The organism is Mesorhizobium sp. M0590 (genome assembly GCF_040320905.1).
Taxonomy (GTDB): Bacteria; Pseudomonadota; Alphaproteobacteria; order Rhizobiales; family Rhizobiaceae; genus Mesorhizobium.
This window is the reverse complement of the sequence record NZ_JAMYQN010000036.1, coordinates 1-21,013: the sequence shown is the minus strand read 5'-3', so window position 1 is coordinate 21,013 and position 21,013 is coordinate 1. Positions and strand designations below refer to the sequence as shown.

At 59.1% G+C, this 21,013-nt stretch carries 24 protein-coding genes and 1 tRNA gene; 13 read left to right on the top strand and 12 right to left on the bottom strand.

Features of this window, described 5'->3' with window-relative positions; genetic code table 11:
• From NKI52_RS31275 to NKI52_RS31240, 8 genes are all read left to right on the top strand, one after another.
• Nucleotides 1–86: EF-Tu C-terminal domain-related protein (locus tag NKI52_RS31275; RefSeq protein WP_455749504.1), on the top strand; the 86-nt coding region annotated here is incomplete at its 5' end.
• A gap of 159 nt (nucleotides 87–245) precedes the next feature.
• Nucleotides 246–1,931 (top strand): COG3904 family protein, encoded by a 1,686-nt coding sequence (locus tag NKI52_RS31270; protein WP_352700726.1) that lies wholly within the window; start codon nucleotides 246–248, stop codon nucleotides 1,929–1,931.
• 102 nt (nucleotides 1,932–2,033) lie between these two features.
• Entirely contained in the window at nucleotides 2,034–2,516 is a 483-nt protein-coding gene (locus NKI52_RS31265) for a group II truncated hemoglobin (protein WP_352700725.1), read from the top strand.
• Nucleotides 2,517–2,662: 146 nt separating this feature from the next.
• Entirely contained in the window at nucleotides 2,663–3,166 is a 504-nt protein-coding gene (locus NKI52_RS31260) for a hypothetical protein (protein WP_352700724.1), read from the top strand.
• A 77-nt stretch (nucleotides 3,167–3,243) separates the two neighbouring features.
• Nucleotides 3,244–3,319, top strand: a tRNA-Trp gene (locus NKI52_RS31255).
• Nucleotides 3,320–3,429: 110 nt separating this feature from the next.
• On the top strand, nucleotides 3,430–4,644 hold the full coding sequence (locus NKI52_RS31250; RefSeq protein WP_352700723.1) for a site-specific integrase: 1,215 nt from the start codon (nucleotides 3,430–3,432) through the stop codon (nucleotides 4,642–4,644).
• A gap of 270 nt (nucleotides 4,645–4,914) precedes the next feature.
• Nucleotides 4,915–6,009: a MobA/MobL family protein gene (locus NKI52_RS31245; RefSeq protein WP_352700722.1), complete on the top strand. Its 1,095-nt coding sequence runs from the start codon at nucleotides 4,915–4,917 to the stop codon at nucleotides 6,007–6,009.
• Between the two features lie 330 nt (nucleotides 6,010–6,339).
• Nucleotides 6,340–6,618, top strand: a complete 279-nt coding sequence (locus NKI52_RS31240; RefSeq protein ID WP_352700721.1) for a hypothetical protein — start codon at nucleotides 6,340–6,342, stop codon at nucleotides 6,616–6,618.
• 194 nt (nucleotides 6,619–6,812) lie between these two features.
• Here NKI52_RS31240 and NKI52_RS31235 read toward each other — a convergent pair whose 3' ends face one another.
• From NKI52_RS31235 to NKI52_RS31220, 4 genes are all read right to left on the bottom strand, one after another.
• Nucleotides 6,813–8,042, bottom strand: a complete 1,230-nt coding sequence (locus tag NKI52_RS31235; RefSeq protein WP_352700720.1) for a M48 family metalloprotease — start codon at nucleotides 8,040–8,042, stop codon at nucleotides 6,813–6,815.
• Nucleotides 8,043–8,050: 8 nt separating this feature from the next.
• The gene (locus NKI52_RS31230) at nucleotides 8,051–9,685 is read right to left on the bottom strand and encodes a type IV secretory system conjugative DNA transfer family protein (protein ID WP_352700719.1); all 1,635 of its coding nucleotides are present in this window, start codon (nucleotides 9,683–9,685) and stop codon (nucleotides 8,051–8,053) included.
• A 301-nt stretch (nucleotides 9,686–9,986) separates the two neighbouring features.
• Nucleotides 9,987–10,289, bottom strand: coding sequence for a hypothetical protein (locus NKI52_RS31225; RefSeq protein WP_352700718.1), 303 nt, complete (start codon nucleotides 10,287–10,289; stop codon nucleotides 9,987–9,989).
• Nucleotides 10,289–11,161, bottom strand: coding sequence for a phage integrase N-terminal domain-containing protein (locus NKI52_RS31220; protein ID WP_023721643.1), 873 nt, complete (start codon nucleotides 11,159–11,161; stop codon nucleotides 10,289–10,291). The genes NKI52_RS31225 and NKI52_RS31220 overlap by 1 nt, the downstream gene beginning before the upstream one ends.
• A gap of 926 nt (nucleotides 11,162–12,087) precedes the next feature.
• Between NKI52_RS31220 and NKI52_RS31215 the strand changes: the two genes are divergently transcribed.
• Nucleotides 12,088–12,303 carry a hypothetical protein gene (locus NKI52_RS31215; protein ID WP_352700717.1) on the top strand — a complete coding sequence of 72 codons (216 nt, stop codon included), beginning with the start codon at nucleotides 12,088–12,090 and terminating at the stop codon, nucleotides 12,301–12,303.
• 9 nt (nucleotides 12,304–12,312) lie between these two features.
• On the top strand, nucleotides 12,313–12,669 hold the full coding sequence (locus NKI52_RS31210; protein ID WP_352700716.1) for a DUF2958 domain-containing protein: 357 nt from the start codon (nucleotides 12,313–12,315) through the stop codon (nucleotides 12,667–12,669).
• A gap of 127 nt (nucleotides 12,670–12,796) precedes the next feature.
• On the opposite strand, the gene NKI52_RS31205 is transcribed toward NKI52_RS31210, so the two are convergent.
• A complete protein-coding gene (locus NKI52_RS31205) occupies nucleotides 12,797–13,306 on the bottom strand; it encodes a hypothetical protein (protein WP_156948208.1) in 510 nt (169 codons plus the stop codon).
• Nucleotides 13,307–13,401: 95 nt separating this feature from the next.
• The gene (locus tag NKI52_RS31200) at nucleotides 13,402–13,986 is read right to left on the bottom strand and encodes a hypothetical protein (protein ID WP_352700715.1); all 585 of its coding nucleotides are present in this window, start codon (nucleotides 13,984–13,986) and stop codon (nucleotides 13,402–13,404) included.
• Between the two features lie 309 nt (nucleotides 13,987–14,295).
• On the opposite strand from NKI52_RS31200, the gene NKI52_RS31195 reads away from it, so the two are divergent.
• Together NKI52_RS31195 and NKI52_RS31190 are read left to right on the top strand one after the other, a co-directional pair.
• Nucleotides 14,296–14,808 carry a Y4lK-related protein gene (locus NKI52_RS31195; protein ID WP_352700714.1) on the top strand — a complete coding sequence of 171 codons (513 nt, stop codon included), beginning with the start codon at nucleotides 14,296–14,298 and terminating at the stop codon, nucleotides 14,806–14,808.
• A gap of 233 nt (nucleotides 14,809–15,041) precedes the next feature.
• Entirely contained in the window at nucleotides 15,042–16,034 is a 993-nt protein-coding gene (locus NKI52_RS31190) for an AlbA family DNA-binding domain-containing protein (RefSeq protein ID WP_352700713.1), read from the top strand.
• A gap of 25 nt (nucleotides 16,035–16,059) precedes the next feature.
• Here NKI52_RS31190 and NKI52_RS31185 read toward each other — a convergent pair whose 3' ends face one another.
• The 6 genes from NKI52_RS31185 to NKI52_RS31160 all read right to left on the bottom strand — a co-directional run bounded on the left by NKI52_RS31185 (nucleotide 16,060) and on the right by NKI52_RS31160 (nucleotide 20,225).
• Nucleotides 16,060–16,911: a hypothetical protein gene (locus tag NKI52_RS31185; RefSeq protein ID WP_352700712.1), complete on the bottom strand. Its 852-nt coding sequence runs from the start codon at nucleotides 16,909–16,911 to the stop codon at nucleotides 16,060–16,062.
• A 42-nt stretch (nucleotides 16,912–16,953) separates the two neighbouring features.
• Nucleotides 16,954–17,085: a hypothetical protein gene (locus NKI52_RS31180; RefSeq protein ID WP_352700711.1), complete on the bottom strand. Its 132-nt coding sequence runs from the start codon at nucleotides 17,083–17,085 to the stop codon at nucleotides 16,954–16,956.
• 343 nt (nucleotides 17,086–17,428) lie between these two features.
• Complete coding sequence (locus NKI52_RS31175; protein WP_352700710.1) at nucleotides 17,429–18,301, bottom strand: hypothetical protein; 873 nt, start codon at nucleotides 18,299–18,301, stop codon at nucleotides 17,429–17,431.
• Nucleotides 18,302–18,558: 257 nt separating this feature from the next.
• A complete protein-coding gene (locus NKI52_RS31170; RefSeq protein ID WP_352700709.1) occupies nucleotides 18,559–19,224 on the bottom strand; it encodes a hypothetical protein in 666 nt (221 codons plus the stop codon).
• A gap of 192 nt (nucleotides 19,225–19,416) precedes the next feature.
• A complete protein-coding gene (locus NKI52_RS31165; protein ID WP_352700708.1) occupies nucleotides 19,417–19,971 on the bottom strand; it encodes a hypothetical protein in 555 nt (184 codons plus the stop codon).
• Between the two features lie 65 nt (nucleotides 19,972–20,036).
• Nucleotides 20,037–20,225, bottom strand: coding sequence for a hypothetical protein (locus tag NKI52_RS31160; RefSeq protein WP_352700707.1), 189 nt, complete (start codon nucleotides 20,223–20,225; stop codon nucleotides 20,037–20,039).
• Nucleotides 20,226–20,484: 259 nt separating this feature from the next.
• Between NKI52_RS31160 and NKI52_RS31155 the strand changes: the two genes are divergently transcribed.
• Nucleotides 20,485–20,841, top strand: coding sequence for a DUF2958 domain-containing protein (locus NKI52_RS31155; protein ID WP_352700706.1), 357 nt, complete (start codon nucleotides 20,485–20,487; stop codon nucleotides 20,839–20,841).
• Nucleotides 20,842–21,013 lie beyond the last annotated feature (172 nt).

Genomic DNA, 21,013 nt, shown 5'->3' with positions numbered 1-21,013 from the left:
TCGCCATGGAAGAGAAGCTGCGCTTCGCCATCCGTGAAGGCGGCCGCACCGTCGGTGCCGGCATCGTCGTCACCATCAAAGAGTAGTCGCCGGCGCTGCCGGTTGAGATCGGATGCAAAGGGGCGGTCTTCGGGCCGCCCTTTTGATTCTGATATTCTGGCAATGGATTAACCGCATTGCTTCAAATCCTGTTGCAAGCGCCTCTGCCATAACTAGTATAGGTTGCATCGAGGGGGGCTGCCCGAATGGTTCCATGGCGCCGTTTGCATAGTCAGGCATGGTGGTCGCTAGGGCTGATCTGCCTGGTGTCGTTGCTTGCCATGGGCCACGCTGCCTTCGCAGCGGATGCAAAGAAATCCACGCCGGAAAAATCCGCGCCGGATTTCGGCCCGACGATGCGGTTCGTCGTCGTCCGCAGCAGCGCGCCGGGCTGCGAGCCGACCTGTCCGGAATGGATATCGGCGGAAGGCTCGATAGAAGCCGGCACGCCGGCCCTGTTCAAACGCGCGCTGAAAGCGCTTGGCGGCCGAAAGCTGCCGATCGTCGTCGATTCCCCCGGCGGCAATGTCGAAGCGGCGCTGACACTTGGTCGCCTGATCCGCAAGAACAAGCTCGATATCGCCGTTGGCAAAACCCGCTTCGTCGGCTGTCTGCCAGATGTGAAGAACTGCAAGGAAAACGACGGCAAGGGCGCCCGTTATTTTGGCAATGCTTATGCCGATGGCGCCATCTGCAATTCCGCCTGTCCGTTGATGTTTTCCGGTGGCATCCGGCGCGTGGTCGGGGAATGGGCCTTTCTCGGCGTCCATCAGATCACCACGACCTATATCCGGACGAAATTGCTGTACCGCACCACTTATCGCATGGTGAAAGGCAAGAAGAAGATACTCAGCACCAGGGTCGTCAGCCGGAAGAACGCCGGCAGCTACAAGACCTATGAGATGAACAAGCCGCTGGAGCGGAAGCTGGCGGCCTATCTGAAGGAGATGGGCGTCGGCCTGGGTGTGCTCGAGACCATGAAAAGCACACCGGCCAGCGGTATCCAGCAATTGGCTCCCTACGACATGCTGCAAATGAATCTCGTCACCAGCCGGGATGCCGTCGACCTGCTGACCGCGCCAACCCTATGCACGTCCGATCCGTTGCCGGCGAGTTGCAGGGAGGTGCCGGCGCCGGCGAATATCACGAAGCCGGCCCGCGAAGTGGTGGCGAAAGCCGAGCCTGCACCCGCAGGGCTCGAAACCCCGCGGCCGAAGGAGGTCGCTGACATGCGCTTCGTCCTGGTCCGCGGCAGCAACCCGCTCTGCAATCCCAACTGCCCGGAATGGATCTCGGCCGAAGGCGCAATTACCGCTGACACGCCCGAAAAATTGCGCCAACTGCTTGACAGCGTCGGCGACCGGCGCCTGCCCATCGTTATCAACTCGCCGGGTGGTGATGTGCTCGGTGCTTTGGCGGCCGGAAGGCTGATCCGCGAACGCAAGCTCGACGTCGCCGTGGCCCGGACGGATTTCATTGGCTGCGAGCCGCGGCAGGCCGACTGCACGGCCGAAGACGGCGTCTACAATGGGCTGACGGTCGATGCCGGCGGCGGTTGCGGCTCGGCCTGTCCGATCATGCTCGCCGGCGGTGTCAAACGCCTGGTCGGCCCGCGTGCACAGTTGAGCGTGCATTCGGTAGGGCAGGAGCAAAAGGTCAAGGCCTATCTCGAGGACATGGCCATCGGCCCCGGTCTGTTTACCGCAATTCAGCTGTATTCAGTCGAACGGCAGCTCGAACTCGACAGGATGCTGAAATACGGGCTGACAACCGGGCATCAATCGGCAGACGAATTGACAGGCCCAGGCATCTGCAGATCGGAGCCACGGCCGGAAAACTGCCGCGAAGCCTCGGGCGCCAAGGCTCAGGCCAGCACGCCGGTCAAATCGTAACGCGGGCATGATGGCCGACTGCCCATCGAGGCAGGTTGAGCGGCGCTCGATGTTTCCGCTATCGTCCAGCGCGGTTGAAGTCCAGCATGGGAGGGATCGCGAATGAGCCAGGATGTCCCGACATTGTTTGAATGGGCCGGTGGCTCCGAAGCGCTGAACCGCCTGACCCAAACCTTCTACGACAACGTCTCTCGGGACCCCATCGTCGGGCCGGTGTTCAAGCATATGTCGCCGGATCATCCCGCTCACGTCGCGGCTTTCATCGGCGAAGTTTTTGGTGGACCGAAAACCTACAGCGAAAAGCACGGCGGCCATCGCGAGATGGTGATGCACCATCTCGGCAAGCATCTGACCGAGGAGCAGCGCCGGCGCTGGATCAACCTTCTCGCCGACGCCGCCGACGAGATCGGGTTGCCTGACGATCCCGAATTCCGCTCGGCCTTTATGGCCTATGTCGAATGGGGATCGCGGCTGGCCAGGATGAATTCCAACAAGGGCCCGACCTGCGATCCCGAGAGCGAACCAATGCCGGCCTGGGGTTGGGGGGTGCCGGGCGGCCCCTACAAGGCGCCTTCGGGAGACTGACCGGGGCGCGAATCGGTCGAAAACCCTGCCGCCAGGACCCGATTTGCGGGAAATGGGTGGCGGTGAATGGTTCGGTCCGCCAGGCTGGAACGGTTTGAGGCCGCCGTGGCTGGCGGGGGGCCGTGCTGAAAAACCGGAGGCCTGCGATGGGATCGGACAGCAAAGCAAATTCTGACAGCAACCGCGGAATCCGAAATCCGTTTGGCTTCATGGACGTCCCCACTCCCGACGACGAGGAGGTGTCGGCGTTCGCCGCCGGCGTGAAACTGGAGGGAACTCCAAGCGATGAAAATGCCGAGGCCTGGGGCACCGAAAGCGACCGCGACCGCAACGACACCATCGAAGGCAGCTGGTCCAGCCGTTGGAACGGCGGTGCCGATCCCACGATTCCAGGCGACAGCAAGGATAAATGGAAGTCTGGCCGGGGCGAGGTGAAGACGGCGGGAGAGAGGGTTTACCTGCTGTTCGATTGGCATAATGGCGTGCGCAAGGGGCTCATCGATGCCCGGCGCCAGGGTGCGAAAGGGCTGGCGGGAAAATACATCAATCTGACCGACCCGGAAATCGTGCGTCCCTGGGTCGGCTTGATCGTCAGCAATCAAAGGATCGACGGGAAATGGCCGGGAGGACGCCTGGACTTTCGAAGATGAAGGCCGGGTAGCGCACGTCGCTCTTTACAGAGCGCGCGGAAGCTTTTAGGAAGCGCCTGCTGCGCCGACATGCGCATACGGGCATAGCTCAGTTGGTAGAGCGGCGGTCTCCAAAACCGCAGGTCGTAGGTTCGAGCCCTGCTGCCCGTGCCATTCAGGCAACAAAATCAGGCGCTTAGAAATTTGCTTGATTGCCGGAAGCGCCGAAATTAGCCTTACACATCTCTTGCACAAACTTGCACGTCCGCAGGGAGTGTCTGACGGTGACCGAAACACACACGATTCTCGAAGGCAAAGTTCACGTTTATCGGCGCAACGACAGCCCGATTTGGCAGTGTTCGACGTATCTCAAAGGCAAAAATTGGCGGGTCAGCACCAAGGAAGAAAGCCTGGCAAGGGCCAAGGACTGGGCCGAGGACTGGTACTTCGGCCTGAAGGACAAAGGCCGGCGCGGCGAACTGTTAGCCGAGAAGACCTTCAAAGACGCCGCCGATCAGTTCATCACCGAATATGAGGTGCTGACAGACGGAGAGCGCAACGCCCGATGGGTCCAGGATCATTATCGAAGGGTTCGCACCTATCTGGTGCCGTTCTTTGGCAAGATGGGCCTCTCGACCATCACCGCCGGCACGGTGCAGGACTATCGCATCTCCCGGCTCACACCTGCGGAGGGTAAGAAACTCCCCTCACGCAGTACCCTTCACCATGAAACCGTGACCTTGCGCCTGGTCCTGAAAACCGCTGTGCGCCATCGCTGGCTGGCGCATCTGCCGGATATCTCCCAGCCTTACAAAAAGTCTGCGAAGGTCGTCCACCGCGCTTGGTTTACGCCAGAGGAGTACAAACAGCTGTACCAAGCGACGCGGGCCCACGCGCAGAAGGCGCGGGATGTTAGCCACAAAGCCAAGAAGGGCGAGCAGGCCAAGCGGGTGTGGCTGGCGGAACAACTCCACGACAAGATCCTCTTCCTGACGAACACGGGCCTGCGACCGGACGAGGCCACCTGGCTCGAATATCGGGACGTCGAGGTCGTCAAGGACGAGGCGAGCGGCCAAAAGATCCTGGAAATCCAGGTGCGCGGCAAGCGCGGGGTAGGGTACTGCAAAAGTACGTCCGGCGCCGTATTCCCCTTCCAGCGGATGGTGGCGCGCAACAAGCCGAAGCCCACCGACCGGGTCTTTCCGGTTGACCACAAGAAGCAGTTCAACGGCATCCTCCATAAGCTCGGCCTCAAATCCGACCGCGAGGGCAATCGGCGGACGCTGTACTCGCTCCGCCACAGCTACATCAGTTTCAGATTGCTGGAGGGCGCCGATATCTACCAGATCGCCAAGAACTGCCGGACAAGCGTCGAAATGATCGAGAAGCACTATGCGGTGCATCTCAAGAACCGCCTCGACGCAGCGGCCATAAACGTGCGCAAGCCCAAGCCTGCGCAGCGGGCCAAGCCCGAGACGGTGGAGCAGATTGAGAGTTGAGGTGCCTCCTTTGACCGGGCAGGCTTGAAAGATGTCCGGGAGCTTATAGCAATGCGTACAGCGCACTTACGCATCGCCCAATGTGTACGCATTGAGCCAGAGAAAGCGATGCGTTGCTCGGTTTTCTAACCGGGCGCGGGAGGGCGGCCCGGAGAAAACCGGCAAGTGCGCCAGGGGCAAGCCCCTTGGAACCCCGCTCAGCATCGAGAACCGCGTTTCACCTTGACTGTGCGCCGGGGCCCGACAAAGTGCGGATAGGCAGGGTGACGAATGGCGATCTTTCATCTGCACGTCAAAAACATCAGCCGCGGTGACGGTCGTTCGGTTGTCGCTGCCGCCGCCTATCGGGCCGGCGAAACGCTGCCGAACGACGCGGAAGAACGCGAGAGCGCGTTCGGCGGCCGGCGCGACGTTGTTCACGCCGAGATCCGGATGCCGGCTGGAGCTCCGGTCTGGATGGGCGAGCGTGCCAAGCTTTGGAATGCCGTCGAAGCCGCCGAGAAGCGCAAGGACGCGCGGCTTGCCAAGGAAATCGAATTTGCGCTGCCGCGTGAAGTCGCGCCGGCGATTTGGCTGGAGCTGACTGGCGCCATGGCCGACGCGTACACGCGCCAAGGCTATGTCGTCGATTTGGCGATTCACGAGGACGGCAGGAACACCAATCCGCATGCCCACCTGCTGCTGACAACGCGTCGGATCACGGCAGGAGGATTCGCCGGAAAGCTCCGTGAAGCCGACGGGGTTCGCTTCGTCACCGACGCGCGTGCCATGTGGGCCAAGATCGCCAATGCCAGCTTTGCCAGCGCCGGCCTCGATGCCCGCATCGATTCCCGCAGCCATGCCGCGATTGGTTCGGCCCAGCGCGCGGGCCAGCACGTGGGTGCCGATCGCCAGGCGCGACGGGCACGCCGGGCGCAGATTGACGTAGAACGTATTGCCACGGTCCGCCAGGAGCTGAGAATGCCAAACCCGCTTGCCGACCTGTATCCCCACCTGTCCCTGAGACGGGACTGGCCGCCTGAAACCCGCGAGCCGGCGCCGGACATGAGTGAACGCGAACGTGACGAATTCTGGCTCTATTGGCAGTCGCGCGATCACGAGCGAGGCGATCCGGTTGCCGAGCGCGATCTGCCTGTCCGAAGCCCCGAAGGTGACCTGATACCCTCCCATGAGCTGGAGGCGGCGCAGGACAGGATGATTGCCGAGGTCGAGCAACCGGCTGACCGTTATCCGCTCCCGAACGCTCAGGAACTCACTGCGGAGAACGACAGGGCGTGGTGGGTCAATGCCGAACACCAAAGGCAACCGGAAAGCGAACCTGACGCACCTGAACGGGACCGCGAGGCGTGGTGGCGGACCCGCTGACTGGCGTCCCGGTCGGGATGTGTGGAACGCTAGTGCAGTGTATCTTTTGGAAGATGCCTGGGAGGCAGCGCCTCCGCGAGCATGGTGCGGCGCACGCGGGTTGCGGTAGCGCTGGGTGGCAAACCTTCCCGACAGGTTCCGAGCTTGCGGCGACGGTACAGCAGGTAGGCATAGTAATGTCGTTTCACCAGGTGAAACCACAACCATGTTGGCCAATCGCGCCAGCGGCGCCGCTTTGCTAATGCAAGTTCGTAGTCTAACCTTCTGATCCAATAGGGCCGCATAGGAAAATTAGGACATTATTCCTACGGGCTGTCAAAGGATATCGCGATGGCGAAGGATTTTTCGATCGACCCGGAAGCAGACATGCAGAAACTGACCACGCGGATGGTTCAGGTCAACCGCCAGTTTGCCGATCTCTTCGGGCGCTGCTTTGAGCAGCCCGATGTCGCTTATGGCGAGTGGACCAAGTTCGCGTTGAACGACGCCCATTCGTACGAAATCCTGAAAAACCATCTCTTCTCGCTCGGCGAGATGCCCCGGGACGAGACCCGGAAGGAGCAGGCCATCGACGCCAGCTTGCGGCTTCCGGCGTTGTTTCAGGAGTAGCGTGGGCTCCGCGACCAGTTGGAGGAGATGCGCGCTGTTAACCCGGCGCATTTCGATGGCATGCAACGTCAGATCCAGGCCGACGCCGATCCATGGTGGGTCAAGCGGTCACCCGGCGCAACTGCTTCCGGTGGCCATGAGGAAGAGCGGGACTTAAGCCCGGAATGGCAGCGAGATCGCTAAGCCTGCAAGGATCAGGCGGCCTTTTTCCCGGGAAGCGTTTTCAGGTGGGCGCCGCTGCGAAGGGCATCGGTGCGGCGTTTGAGCGTCGGGTGGGTACTGAACAAAGCCCCCATTTTGCCGCCGCGAAACATCAGGTAGCCGTACCTGTTTTCGGCCCCGGTCGGCTTGGCCGGTATGCCATGGACCCGCTCGAGGGCGCCAATCATCGCCTCCGGTGAAGCAATGCTGGCACCGATGGCATCGGCCTTGAACTCACGGGCGCGCGACAGCCCCTTCACCATAAGCTCGGACCCGGCAAAAAGCGTGTGCCGGGCCGCCGTGCCCATGGCGCCGGTCACCTCCGTCACATCGCGCCCGTAGCGCTTGTCTTTGGTGGCCTGCGCCACCACTGTCGTCGCGATGACCGTACCGAAATTCGCCACGTGACCCATCATGGTCTGGAACCCTTCGGCGAATTGCATCCGTTCCACATCGTTGTAGACCACGTGCCCGAGTTCATGGCCAATCACCGCGTCGAGCTCCTGCGGCGACAGCAGGTTCAACAGGGGCTTGCCAATCACGACCGCCGCGTCTTTGCGGGTTCCCATGGCGAAGGCGTTGGTGACATTCACCACGCCGACGGCCGGCGGCTTGATGCCAAGCGTCGCGGCATGTCCGGCGATACGCTGCGCAAGCGGGTGATTGGCCTGGAGGTACTCAACCCCGAACGAATTGCCGACCCTGGCCTTGGCCCGGGCGGTAAACCTGTTGCCGTAGACGAGGCCGGCAACCGCCAAGAGTCCGCCGATCAACCATCCCGGGCTGTCCAGCGGCATCAACACGAAGGGCACACCGAGCGGGCCGCCCATGATCAACCATTGCATGAAGACGCAGGTAAACAGCACTGTACCCGCCAGCACGAGCGGGGTGCTGACGACGGTCCGGCCTAAGGAGGTCAGGTCACGTTCCCGGGTTTCACCCGGCGCGGTCGTCAGGTGGAGCGTTGCGGCGGTATCCGGTTGATAGCGGATCAAGGCGGCTTTCACGACTTTGAAGAGGAGCACCACCTGCCAGATCGTAAGCCCCAGGTCGACCAGCACGAATAGGCCTGGCCAATCAAGGTGGGGTGGCAGCGGCAGAACAACGCTCGGGTAAAGCCTAAGGCCGCTGTTGATCGCGTACCAGCCGAGCCGCAGCGCCGTGGCCGTCAAATACCTGGCAGCCAGGGGCTTAACGTTGTCCAGGAAAGCACCAAGGGTCATACCGTACCTCACGTTCTGCGATTGGCTGATGGAGTGACGCGCTCACGGCAGTCTTGCCCCAGATACCAGGGCACGAGCTTGGCCCGGATCGGGCGGACGCCCCGCGCAAACACCAGACCGATGCGGGTCTGGTCTGCGGCGGAGCCACTGAGCAGTTCCGTCACTTCGTCCGGCGTCAGCAGGGGACGGCCGGAATAGGCGATGCCGTGATTGACCGAGCCGGTGCCCGCGCCATTGCCGCTGAAGACCGGGCCGGTCGAGGCGCTGTTGCTGGTCCCTGCCGTGCGGTAGCCGCGCGTCTGGTCGCCGAGGAAATCCGAAATCATCGATGCGGTGAAGTGTTCGTCGGTGCCGAAGAACGTCTTCACCGAGGTGTTGAAGAACGTCTTCCAGCCGGCGGGGTAATGTTCTTCCAGCGTGGGCACGTCCTGGAGGAAGAACCAGAGGCGGACGCCCGCGCCGGCATGCGTGCGGATGGCGTCGCGGAAGCGCGGGAACGGCCCCAGGCTCAGGAACTCATCGAGGATGAAGAGGACCGGGATGTCGGGGATGGTTTCGTTCTGGAGCATCGCGTCCAGGGCGGTGGTGAGTGTGATCTTCAGGAACGCGGCATACGCGGACATCTTGTGGAACGGCACGGTGATGTAGACGGTCGCCGGTGCATCCTTCAGCGAACGGAAATCAAATGAAGCCACCGAGGTCGCGCGGTGGAGTCCCGGGTCGTCCCAAAGGGCGAACTCGGTGTTGATCGTGTCACGGAGATTCGGAATGGCCCTGCTGCGGTCCTTGCCAAGGACAATGTTGGCGGCATTCGCGATGGCATGGTTGCGCGAGCCGGCCATGGTCCTGATCGCCTCGGTGAAGAGGTCGAGCGGCGCGGCGGTGATGCGCCGCACCTCGGCCATGCTGCGATGGCCCGGCGGAGCCGCCTCGGTGACGAACATGATAATGGCCGTAAGGACTGCGATGGCATCCTTGCGGAAGAAGTCCGGCGCGTACTCATCGGGCGGCATGATCAGGTCGGCAAGCGCCTGGGCATCGGAAAACGAGGCCACGCCGTCGAGCGGGTTGTAGGCGTCGGTTTCAGGCTGGAACGGTGCGATCCGGTAAACCGGCCCGACGTTCTGCCGGCGCCAGGCCGCCGTTTGCGCGTAGAGTTCGCCCTTGGGGTCAAGCACGACGCATGACCCCTTGTAGCGGACCAGGTTGGGGATGATCGTCGTCGTCGATTTGCCGGAGCGTGTCGGCGCCACGGTGAGGAGGTGCCCTTCGCCGTCCCAGTGAATCTGGCCGGCGACGGCGCCGCCGAGGGCGGGGTCCTCGAAGGCCCCGATCAGCATGGAAGAAGGGCTGTCGAATTTCGCCGTCGGGTGCAGCAGGTCGGCTTTCAGGAGATCGGAGGCATCGGCCCAGCGCGCCGAACCATGCAGCGGCGGCGGGTTGGCGATGCCCTCGTCGACGCGCCGTTTCTCCTCGCGCTGCTCGTTTTCGATCTGTTTGCGCGCCCGCCGCTGGGCGAACATGTTGGTGATGGCGCTGCCGATCTTAATCCCGGTGGACAGGCCGTCTGTCGTCCCTTTGCCGGACGATCCGAACGGCTCCATTCCCTTCAAGGGATCGAAATCCTTGAACCAATCCGGCATGCCCCAGCCCCCGCAAGACCGGACGATGTAACACCAAGAAACAGCTGGCATAAACCCCTTTGGCGGGGCGAGTTGAATTTTCCAGACTGTTCGCTCGGAGATTGGTGAAGAGATTGCTGTAACGGGCCGGAGTGGAGAGTTGGCGGGCCGGGATGCCCGCCTTTCAGTCACACAGCAGAACTGCTGTGCCAGAGGCCTCCGGAAGCGGAGGCAAGAAACAAAAGAGGTGGGATGAACATCCCCTTGCCTCTTCAGGCGTACGCCTCATTTTCAGTTTTCATAAGTGCCTTGCCTCCAACGTTCACCAGGAAATCTCAAGTTCCGGGTATTCCGCCAGGATTGACGGGCGGAAATCATCCTGTTCGAGCCGCGTCGGCCGCCAGACGTATTCGAACTGTTCGGCATCGAGCCATTTCTCAAGCGCCTTGGCGGCCTCCGTGTCGGAAAGGTCGAACGGAAACTCCTGCACCACACGGTAGCGGCGATGGCCGTGGAAGGCGGCCTCATCGATGGCGGCCGCGATCGTCGCGAGCTTGAAGAGCCTTTCAGCGTATTTCGTCCTCGTAGTGGTGGCCATGAGGACATTGCCTTCCGCGCGTTTCATCAGAAGGCACTCCCGAGGTAAGTGTCGGTGATTTTCAGGCGGCCGTGGCCCAGCTCGGCGGAAATCCGGTGGCGCGCCGCGCGGTCGGCGGCACGTTCGTTTCCGCTCATGTCAGCCCAGCGCTTGCCGCCTGCCAGGGGGCAGGCATGCCCGGTCAGCACCGCATAGCGTTGCTGCGCATAGGCGTGGCGGAATCCGTGGGTATTGCGCAGACCAGCCTTGAGGGTCTGATACTCGAACCGCTTGAGGTGTTCGACATAGGTCATTTGCGCGGGGATCAGCGATCCGCCGCCGGGGACGAGGCGCATGATGTGTTCGAGGACCTGCCGCTGTTCCAGCGTGGTCACCGGCACGGTGCGCGCCCGGCCCCCTTTCGTCCAGCTCGCCTGCAAGGCGATCTGGTCGGCACGGATGGCCGCCTGCGGCTGGAACTTCATGGCTTCCTCGCGCCTTAGGCCAAACGCCACCTGGAGGAGAATCGAGGCCTTGATGTAGGGGCATTCGATGGTGCCAAGCTTGGCATGGTCGAGGGTTTGCGCACGGTTGCGCGTGACCTCGCCACGTTCGGCGACGCCGTACGCGGCATTGTCGCGGTTGACGACGTTAACCTTGTTGACCTTCTCCGCCCACCAGCGCAGCCAGGTGAGGCGGTTGCGGATACTCGCATCCGAGGTATCGGTATCAAGCCATCGTTCGACGAGGGCCTCTACATGCTTGGGTTTGAGGGAGGTCGCGGACGGCAACTTGTAGCCGAGGTCCACGAGGTCGTTGGCCATTGCGGACAGGCCGCGCCGGCGGTTGTTTTGAGTGCCATAAGAGCCGTCCCGGTTGCGTTGGCACAGCCGCACCAGGTCCATGGTCAGATCGTCCATCTTGCTCGCTTTTTGTTTTTGGCTGAGTGTTGATGGCCGATGCACGTCCGTAGAGCGTGACACCCCGCGAAGGTCATTCGCGGCAGGGCCGGAATGCGTAGTTTCCTTACGGTATGAGCCTCCCGAGCCAGCCGGGTGGCTGGCCGATATGGTTTGCCCTGTTGGGCATCCGGTTACCGAGAGGTCGAAACCGGAGGTGTGGCCGCCGCGGCGGCGCACGTATGCGATAAGCAGTCATTCTGCTCTCCTTTGGTTGGGGAAATGGTCGGGTGAGATGGATCAGGCAGTTTTTTGCCCGCCGGGATAGTGGAGGCTGTCGCCTGCTCATGGCCAGCACATTGCACCGGAAATGATCAGCGAACCGCAGCGTCATTTGCAGGTCATGCAGTGGCGTTTGCGCGAACCCGGCATCCACCGTGGGATTGCGGGCGGTCTGTCACTCCCCAATACATTGGCGAGTGACAGACCGCCGGCCGCCGGCATCGTCGGACATTCCATGCCCGACCATGCTCGTCACGCTTCTCCGCGTTCCTGGCCAATGGCATTGGCCCGGATCCCGTATTGCGTTCGGCGCGGCAAGCGGTGGCCCTTGTGGGCCGGGCTTGGCGGGTCGGTGGCCGCCTACGCAGTCTGTGCATACGGAGCCAGGACTGCGGCCCGTCCGGCAGGCCTCCAGCCTCCGCCATAGCGTGCTCGTGGTATCGAATTTGGCTCGTCACGTCCGGTGTCGCGCGATTGGCCTCTGGCCTTTCCGTCGATGGTCTGCCCGGAGCTGATGACTGTTCTCTTCTAGCCGGCGCGGCCGTCTTGTCCCGTTCCTGCCCGCTCCTTCGCTGCGCTCCCGTGTTGGGGACAAGCCAGCCCTGTGCGCCGTCTCCTTTGGAACCGTCCTCCGGGACAGAAACCATCAACCAAAGGAAAAGACCATGAATACCAAACGCAATACCGAAACGAAGTCCGAGCCCAAGATGCCGATCTACCACGCCTACACCGTGCGGGACGGCAAGGACGGCCAGAAGGGCTTCTGGACGCGCATCGGCTCCTTCTTCGCCCACGACGACGGCGAAGGCGGCACGCTCCTCCTCGACGCCCTGCCGCTCGACGGACGCATCGTCCTTCGTGCCCCGAAGGCCGACGAGTAGGAGGCCGACATGCAGATCCTGACCCAAGACCTGCGGGAGAAGCTGCTGGCGAATGGTCGCCAGCAGCAACCCCTTCGCGGCACCGGCGGCGAAATCGACTTCATGCCCGTCGTCAAACTGTTCACGCCGGATGCCGGCGCGACCTGGCTCCTCACCGAGATCGATCCGGATGACCCGGATATCGCCTTCGGCCTTTGTGACCTCGGGCTTGGTTGTCCCGAGCTTGGCAGCGTCAGCCTCACCGAACTTGCGTCGGTGCGCGGACGCCTGGGCCTGCCGGTCGAGCGTGACCGGCATTTCCGCGCGGATAAGCCTCTGTCGGCTTATGCCGAGGAGGCACGACGACTCGGCCGCCTCCGAGTGTAGCGATCGACACCGTTTTCAACGCCGTCCTTTGGGGTGGCGTTGAATGTCGAAAGCTGTGGCGCACCACCGTGGCTACCGCCAATCCCGCTAGCGGCAAGGTGGCTGGGCGCCGATGATCTACGAAAACTCAAAGCTCAACGAGTTTGCGGCTTCGGATTGCGTTTTTGGTGAGTATCGAGATGCAAAGGTGGGAATGATCGTAGAGCCACGACGTATCAAAGACTGGAGCGCCTTCCATAAACGCAGCCATGATGCTGGAAACCGGTCTCTGCCGGCGCAGGAGCTCGACATAGGCGTTGACGAGATCATTATCGTCGTAATTCCGGTAAAGCTGGGGGTTGGACGGATCCGAAACCATTGACCATGGCCCCACTTGACGAGGTGTCCTGATGGTGGCGGTCGCCAGCCGTTTCAGCGCTTCCCAGTGACGGTCCGTACTGTCTAGCAAATTGATGGTGTCGGCGAGGTCGACTTCACATTCGATGACGGCCGGACCGATGCCAGGATTGTTTTTGCGGCGACGGTCGGCCACTGATCGAGCCCACTCCGCTGCGCGTCCGGGAGCGCGATAAAACAGGTAGAACCCGGTTCCCAACCAAGATCCTTCTCTAGGAATTAACTGGAAATCACCGGCCATAATGGCGCTTGCCCTATCCGACGTCGTGCCGTGATAGGCCGTAATGTAACGACCCTCCAAAAGTCCCCCCCAAACACGAAAGTAGCCCCGAAGGGCTACTTAGATTTACGAAACGTGACGAACTCTTCCTCTGGATGGGGCTTTAGGCCCCACTCCTTATCAAATTTCTCTACCGTCTTGGCGGCGAGCTGTTTGAGCTTTTTGGGCGAGTTGACCTTATCGATCTCGGAGAAAAGAGCTTTCATATCAACGTTATGCGTAGGCATAGCGTCGGTTGGCGAAAGTTGTGAAACGGTATCGGGTTGCACAGTCGTTGCCCTTTCAGGTTTGTCGGGCGCGACGATGTAACCTTTTGAAGGGCTGCGTCGGCCCTTCTTAGGAGTAACAACTTTACTGTAACTCAATTCATAAGGCTGGAAAAATAATTCAGTTGATTCGATTGCTGCTCCAGATAACTTCTTTCCACGAGCGTCAGTGACAATAACGGAGCCTTTTCGACTAACATTTTGGCCGCCAAAGCCTTTCACGAAATTGCCTCTACGTTCGTCAAGCCATCCGACAACCTTGCCTGACTGATCCACAAGCTTATTTCCATCGACCACGGCTTCTATGACCAAGCTCTCATCGATGCCCAGTCGGGACTTCTTTTTGGGGCTGGTATGGATCGTTTTCGTTTTCAAACGAGAATCCTCAATCTGAATCTGTCCCTGTTATATGGCTCAAAATAGTGGCTGCGCAAGCTTGGGTACCCCGGGTGTCCTCGATGGTAAGTGGAACAGCTTGATAAGCCGTGTAGGTAGCAATTTCCTGTAACTTCCCACCGCATGCAGCTTTTTGCGGGCGAGGCCCGCGGGCAGCCTTTGGCACCCTATTGAAAGTGCGCCACTTGCCGATACACTGGGAACGTCGAGGCGGCCAGGGGTTCACGACATAAAGCGGAAGGCTGGGTTGCGGCGTCATAGGGCATGTGATGCAAAGAGGCTTTTGAAATGAAGCGGATGCGAGAAGAGGACATTCCGGCGTTCGTGCAGGAGGTGGCCGCAACCGGCTGCGACATCTGCGCCGTTGGGCCGGCTTACTACACCATGGGCGATTCCGATGTTCCGCGCGGCAAGCGCAGGGGGCTATACAAGAAGCTCGCCGACATCGACGCGCGCTATGGCAGCCGCGACCATCTGCGTTACCAGATCGTGGCGCACCTGGCCTCGATTGGCCGCTACATCGACGCGCCTCCACCGGACGAGGAAATGTGGATCGATAGTGAGGCGCCCGACTTGGCCGAGGTCACGCCTTACGACGAGGCGCACTTCCCTACCTACGCAGTCCTGCTATTCGCGGAGGCCAAGGGCGTCGACTGGCGCAAGGTGGCACGAGCCCTCTTGAACATCGACCCAGAGCGCCAGCCAGAACGGGCACGCCGGGCCTGGGCATCGCATCTGGCGCGGGCGCGGTGGCTGGCGACGAGCGGGTACGGGGAGCTTCGGAGCGATTTGCTGCAATAGGCATCGACTGCCGCAGGAAGCCCCCCGGCAGACCGCCTCCAAAGGGGGGCGGTCCATGGCAGTTCCCGGGGCGGCATCGTAGTGATGTATGCCGTTAATAAGCAGAAGACGGTTCAGGCAACATCCACATGGACCTGTTATTCCTCAATCAACAACGTTCCCGGCGAAGGCGTGTACGACAGCTGAGGCGAGTCGATGAGATCGTCCTAAGGCGTCAGGATAGGGGTGATGTTTTGGTCAAACACGAGAGTTGGTCCGAACAGGACATTCTGGATTTGCCGCCAGAAGAGTCGGACGATTTTGATCGCAAAGGCGGGCGTCTTTTTGATGAAGTGGAAGACAAGGTACTGACGACCATAGCCAAGGCGCTATCAGCCTTCGCTAACTCCGGAGGCGGATCACTTGTGCTCGGCGTGAAGGACGACCGTTCCATCGACGGCATTCCGGCGATGAAAGGTAGGGCAACAATTCGCGACTGGTTGGAGCAGAAGGTTCCGCACCTGTTAGATTACCCGTTGGCTGATTTCAGGGTCCACACGGTCCTTCGCAGGGAACAGTCGCAAATCCCAATCGGCAGAGAGATCATTGTGATCGACGTTGGCGACAGTGCCGCTGCGCCTCATCAAAGTGCACGTGATCACCTGTATTATCATCGCCAGGGCGGCCGGTCGGTTCCCGCCAAACACTTCTATTTGGACCTGCTGCGGCAAAGACTGACACATCCGGTTTTGACGTTGGGGATGCATGGCATCCAAACCCATGCCGCGCAGGAGCTCAATGGCGGAATTTACTTCATTGTGAATTTGACGTTCGTTGTGAGGAACGTGGGGCGAATAGCAGCTCATGAATGGGCGATCTCGTTGCGAAACGTGGAGCACCCCACCGATGGCTTCTTCGACCGCCATCGCCTCAGGTTCGAGTATGAACACGAGTTCCAGATTCCGTATTCTTCAGGTGGTATCGAACTCAGGCAACCAATCTTGCCGGGACGGGGTTTGAGGCAAACCCGACCGCTAGGGTTCCCGGTATTCTTCCCGGTGGGCGGACCTATTTCCAACATCACTGAGGCCATCGAAGAAAGATTCAAAGGCACTATGTTTCAATTTCAGTTGGCGACGGAATTTTCTGCCGGTGAGATTTCACCTTTGGGTTTGGGGCAACTCATGCCTGTGCAGGAGATGGCACTTATGGCGTGCAAAATGGCTCCGCACTACTTCTCATTGTGATCGACACACCCTGAAACGCGCTAGACTAGGTTCCGGGATCAGCCACCGGATGTTCTGCTTGAATTCCCTGAGCAATCGAAAACTCATTGAGCTTTGCAATGACATGGTCTGTGGCCATGTGAACGGCAAAGCAGATTTCCGATAATTCATGACGGGTCAGGCGAATATTAGTGCCCACCGCAAAGCTTCTTTCCTTCCATGTCAGACGCATGATGATCATCGCGCCCTCGTGGCCGGTAGTAACGTGTCCGGCTTCAATGGCCTCGTGATCTATCGGTTGTTCCGTGCCATCGGGGTGCCTCATGAAGACGCCCAAAAAAGACCAACGGATCAGAAGTCGATTGTTTTCGGGGCTCACATCCTTCCGTGAGACGAGGCCCATTCGGTGGGAAAGGCAATTGCGAGCTTTTCGAAAGCTCTCAAACATCTCCCAATACCGCTGATCGAGACCGATAAGCTCCCGCAAACGGCTGTATTGAGCACTGATGCTAAGCATCTCAACTTCGGCGGCGAGCGCGCGCAAATCCGTTGGAATGTAGCTGTGCGTCGCCATCATGTGCTGAATCGGAAAGCAGTGCTTCAGAAAGATGGTGAACGCATCTACCAGATCGCGAAGCGCGTTGCCGATGATCCAAGCTTCGAAGTTCTCGTTGAATTGCCTTCGCGTCTCGTCGGAAATTTCACTGGGAACAAAATGATAGCTCATGCGGTCATCGAGCTGGTGGGGCAAAGAAGGAATGTGATTTGCGGCATTGGAGCCCAACGCCAGAAAGACCGAAGCTCTCCGAACCCCTAGGTCGGCAGGTCGACGCAAGCGAGCAAAATCAATTCGCACATGCGGTCGCTCGCCAGGTCCGTCAGTAGCTTGGTCCGACATGCTTACTCCGGCAGAGAGTTCAACTGGAATACTCAATCCACATTATTCGCCGGGTTCCGGCGGCCGAGGACGCCACCAGCGCCACAGAATAAGTCCAGCGCCGGCGATAGCGCTGATGATGGTGACGATGTTCGCGCCGTCGGCGAGAAAATCGCTGTAGATGCTACCTGTCATTTGGAGGCTCCTTTCGACGGATCTTCCTAAAAAGAAAATCTCAACAAGGAGCTTTTGAGCGGTATCGCTTTGCCAAGCACATTTCAAGGTCAAAAATTCGGCTTATTCTACAGAAACATCCTATAAGGAATTGTTAGGCGAAAACGCTATCCAATCAAACGGTTATCTTGGAAAATCACGATTTGTTTCGACTGAGTTATTTGCCGCCGCCAGCATTAAAGGGGAATGCTGCGTGGTTGCCATGCAACAAACGGTGTTCGGCCTTCCAGACCGATCTGAAACTGAAGCTTGACCCCATCGCCACGGCTCTGAGACTCCAAAACGCGCTGCCGGTCGCGTTGTTTTATTGTTGGAGTTTTTGCTGCAAAATCAGGAAGTCTAGGTCTCTAAGAAGTCTCTCCTTTGAACCCTCGTCGACGGGTGGTGGCGCTGGCGGGATGACCGCCTTGGGTTTCTGACCTTCCGGTAGCTTGGTCGCGCGCTTCGGCGGCTCGACCTTTTTCTTTGGTGCTTCGGCGGGTTTCTTCGGTGCCTCGGCGGGCTTGGGGGCAAAGGTGATGATGATCTTGTTGGTATCAGTCCACGCGCTTTTCCAACCCCAACCAAGGCCAGCCTGTGCGGTATTGAAGGGGATCTTGACGATTTTTACGCTGGCTTCCCCCTTCTGCACGAGTTTAAAACTCAGGGTATAGGCCACGGATTCCGGCTTCGTTCGGGTCTCCGCATAGGCATCCTGCAACTGGGCCAGCCAACTGGCGATACCCAAGTCTCCCATCAAACGGATGCCATGCGTCCTGCGTGCTTCAACCGCTTCGTGGTCACAGTCAATTTTATCCTCAACGCCCAAGCCGATCGTGAATTTGTAACCGACCTGCCGGTCGGCTGTGCCCGTCACGTCCGTGGAAAGAGCCAATGTGGCAGTTTGCGGAACGTAAGGCACATCGTTGCCGGCGCTCCCGTTCCCACCACCTTCGGCAATCACGTTCAAGGAGAGGTCGACTCCGGCGTTCCACTTTTCTTTGTCAGTCAGGAAGGATGCCGGCCCCACGCCTGTCTTTGTGTTGCCGTCGCGCCCCTCCTTTAGCTCGCACCGAATATTGTCGACGATGTCAGAAATACGCAGCAATCCGACGTCGGTCTGAAGCTTGGGGACACTTCCGCACCCTGAAACGGCCAAGCAAATTCCGAATGATCCCCTTATGAAAATTTTAATCATTTGCCCCCCCTTGCAGCATCACAACTGGTGCATCCTGCATAGGCAAAAGACAAACGAGATTTTCGCCCAGAAAGCGCTGTCAACAAATTTTCAAAGCTCAGAGGGCCATTCCGATACCCTTTATCTGAACGAGCTTGAAGGCGAAGAAAGGAAGCCTCGTGTTTTGGGCGAACAATATGGAGCGACGAAAAAACAACGACTCAGCAGAGCTGGGTCGTTTTCGGCATCTATTGTCGCTCAGCTAGACGACCGCATTTTCAATGCCCAGTCTGGAGTTCACCTGGCCCGATGCATCCGTTATAAAAATCGGGGACTTTGATCGCCGAACATCGATCGGAGTTTGCCCGGAACAGCTCGAAGAGCTGTTCCGCGTCGAGAGACAACCGCGTCACGCGCATGTCGCCGTTGGAGTCGCCAAATTCGAACAGAATGTCCGTCGTCGGCGCCTCTCTTTTCTGGATGACAAGTTGTATCATCTCCAACGAGTTACGATACGACTGATCCTGATTAAGAAGGGGTACGATGTCGAACATCAGAAGATTGCTGCCGGGCGCAACGATAGCTTTTTGATCATCGCGCAAGCGGATCTTCGTGGCTCCAGCGAGATAGTCGCTTTTAGTGACTGCCCGAACGAACACTCCCGGCGCATCACCATTGTTGTTCACAAGCAAGCGGATAGTGGTGCCCTCCAAGGTGATCATGGGCGCGGCCATATCCGAGCGCGGGGAATGGAGCAGACCTATGAAACTTGGCACCGCAAAGCTGAGAACCGAGATTAGGGCAGTGAGTAGAGCTAACACGGTGTTGGACACCGCAAACCAGCGTCGCCAGTCCTGAAAGGATTGGCAGTGGGTGCAAATGTGAGCTGACTCGGGGATGGAAAGGCTGCACTGACGGCAGCGCACCATGCGTTGCTCTTCCATGAACGCTGCGCCCCCCTGCACGATGCTTCCACATCCTAACCGTCATCGCCACGTAGGCCTCAGTTTGAACCGGGATCAGAAAAGCCGTCAGAATGGCGCGATAGACTATACGGCTATTAAATATCAAAGGGTGTTTAAATCACTCATTAAGTCAATGCACTCGAACCCTATGCCGCCGTCAAAGACAAAATCTTAGTACATTGACCCCAGGCGGTTGGCTGAAGGGCGGTTAAACAAAGACAAGAAGATCAGATACATGGCATGAGGTGAGACGTTCTTGCGCTTGAGCATCGTACAAACTTCCTGGGGATACTTCGGGCTCAAGCTGTAGCGGTTACGCTCGAATGGACCGCCTGCCGCAAGATTGCACTCAAAAAAGAGAGCAATTTCGTAGCCGGTTCGAAATGCACACCACTCGCGTCCGTACTGCATTATATACTCGACGTCGTAGTTTTCAGGATCCGCGTTACAATCATCCCATATTGCTACTGGCGGCTCTCGCCGTAGCCAGAAGGCCAAGAAAGCTGCGCGCTTAAGGTGGTCAGCGGGGCCCTTTACTTGGGGCTCCAGCCTCGCAATATCTTCCTTCCAAAACGTATGAGCCCATTCTTGCCGATTGGGATCGAACTGGAGGGTAATCCCGACCCGTTGGGCTGAGTCGTTATAGATTCCTTGAACGACTTCCTTAAAGCCGCCCAGTGTCTCCATCCTAAGAAAAACGTCTCCATCCAGCGTGAAGCGGCTCATTGTCGGTTCCATAAAAAAGAAGAGAGGGTGGAGTGCCCTCTCTTCGAATACTGCGAATGGATTAATTAATCAACTTGCTTTGAAATAAGCTCGTCGACCTTGCTAAGTTCCCAGTTGGAAACATTGATCGAAGGCAATCCGTTTTTTTGGTAGTTGTGATCCACGCGAACTCTGCCCTTCATTCGACTCTCATAAACACGAGAATGAATGTCTTGATCTGTATAGATGCCTTGCATCGAGTCATTTTCTGTCATTGAAACGCTCCAGGTGGTTCTTTCGATGCAGCTATGTTAACATGCATAGGAAACAATTCCCAAAAAAATAATCCAGGGCAGGTTCGAAAGTATTTCGAGTCGTTACTAAAGGATTTTTGGGCAAAAATGTGTTGCTGTTCTGCAACGGGCTGATTTTTTTGCTTTTTAGCCGATTTATGAGATGGCGTTGGACATACTGGCTATCGATCCGGAGAAGGAGCCATTCCGCGCCCGCGAGGCCGACGAGTAGGAGGCCGACATGCAGATCCTGACCCAAGACCTGCGGGAGAAGCTGCTGGCGAATGGTCGCCAGCAGCAACCCCTTCGCGGCACCGACGGCGAAATCGACTTCATGCCCGTCGTCAAACTGTTCACGCCGGATGCCGGCGCCACCTGGCTCCTCACCGAGATCGATCCGGATGACCCGGATATCGCCTTCGGTCTCTGTGACCTCGGGCTTGGTTGTCCCGAGCTTGGCAGCGTCAGCCTCACCGAACTTGCGTCGGTGCGCGGACGCCTTGGCCTGCCGGTCGAGCGTGACCGGCATTTCCGCGCGGATAAGCCTCTGTCAGCTTATGCCGACGACGCTCGCCGCCTAGGCCGCATCAACGCGTAGAGATCAACATCCATGCAACGTCATCCTTGGGTCCTCTTGGGTGGCGTTGAATGTCGAAAGCTGTGGCGTCCCAAAGCCAGGTAGACAGATACCCTCCGGCGAAGGCCGCCTTGCGAGAGGACGGCACGGTAGCGAGGCTGCGCTCTTAAGGTCGCCCTTACGAGCGAAGTTA

Coding starts and splice junctions, on each gene's coding strand:
- NKI52_RS31160 (WP_352700707.1), bottom strand. CDS start 20,225: ATGACAGAAAATGACTCGATGCAAGGCATCTATACAGATCAAGACATT.
- NKI52_RS31155 (WP_352700706.1), top strand. CDS start 20,485: ATGCAGATCCTGACCCAAGACCTGCGGGAGAAGCTGCTGGCGAATGGT.
- NKI52_RS31215 (WP_352700717.1), top strand. CDS start 12,088: ATGAATACCAAACGCAATACCGAAACGAAGTCCGAGCCCAAGATGCCG.
- NKI52_RS31240 (WP_352700721.1), top strand. CDS start 6,340: ATGGCGAAGGATTTTTCGATCGACCCGGAAGCAGACATGCAGAAACTG.
- NKI52_RS31265 (WP_352700725.1), top strand. CDS start 2,034: ATGAGCCAGGATGTCCCGACATTGTTTGAATGGGCCGGTGGCTCCGAA.
- NKI52_RS31165 (WP_352700708.1), bottom strand. CDS start 19,971: ATGAGCCGCTTCACGCTGGATGGAGACGTTTTTCTTAGGATGGAGACA.
- NKI52_RS31245 (WP_352700722.1), top strand. CDS start 4,915: ATGGCGATCTTTCATCTGCACGTCAAAAACATCAGCCGCGGTGACGGT.
- NKI52_RS31270 (WP_352700726.1), top strand. CDS start 246: ATGGTTCCATGGCGCCGTTTGCATAGTCAGGCATGGTGGTCGCTAGGG.
- NKI52_RS31230 (WP_352700719.1), bottom strand. CDS start 9,685: ATGCCGGATTGGTTCAAGGATTTCGATCCCTTGAAGGGAATGGAGCCG.
- NKI52_RS31205 (WP_156948208.1), bottom strand. CDS start 13,306: ATGGCCGGTGATTTCCAGTTAATTCCTAGAGAAGGATCTTGGTTGGGA.
- NKI52_RS31170 (WP_352700709.1), bottom strand. CDS start 19,224: ATGGAAGAGCAACGCATGGTGCGCTGCCGTCAGTGCAGCCTTTCCATC.
- NKI52_RS31225 (WP_352700718.1), bottom strand. CDS start 10,289: ATGAAACGCGCGGAAGGCAATGTCCTCATGGCCACCACTACGAGGACG.
- NKI52_RS31180 (WP_352700711.1), bottom strand. CDS start 17,085: ATGACAGGTAGCATCTACAGCGATTTTCTCGCCGACGGCGCGAACATC.
- NKI52_RS31175 (WP_352700710.1), bottom strand. CDS start 18,301: ATGATTAAAATTTTCATAAGGGGATCATTCGGAATTTGCTTGGCCGTT.
- NKI52_RS31235 (WP_352700720.1), bottom strand. CDS start 8,042: ATGACCCTTGGTGCTTTCCTGGACAACGTTAAGCCCCTGGCTGCCAGG.
- NKI52_RS31210 (WP_352700716.1), top strand. CDS start 12,313: ATGCAGATCCTGACCCAAGACCTGCGGGAGAAGCTGCTGGCGAATGGT.
- NKI52_RS31220 (WP_023721643.1), bottom strand. CDS start 11,161: ATGGACGATCTGACCATGGACCTGGTGCGGCTGTGCCAACGCAACCGG.
- NKI52_RS31195 (WP_352700714.1), top strand. CDS start 14,296: ATGAAGCGGATGCGAGAAGAGGACATTCCGGCGTTCGTGCAGGAGGTG.
- NKI52_RS31260 (WP_352700724.1), top strand. CDS start 2,663: ATGGGATCGGACAGCAAAGCAAATTCTGACAGCAACCGCGGAATCCGA.
- NKI52_RS31185 (WP_352700712.1), bottom strand. CDS start 16,911: ATGTCGGACCAAGCTACTGACGGACCTGGCGAGCGACCGCATGTGCGA.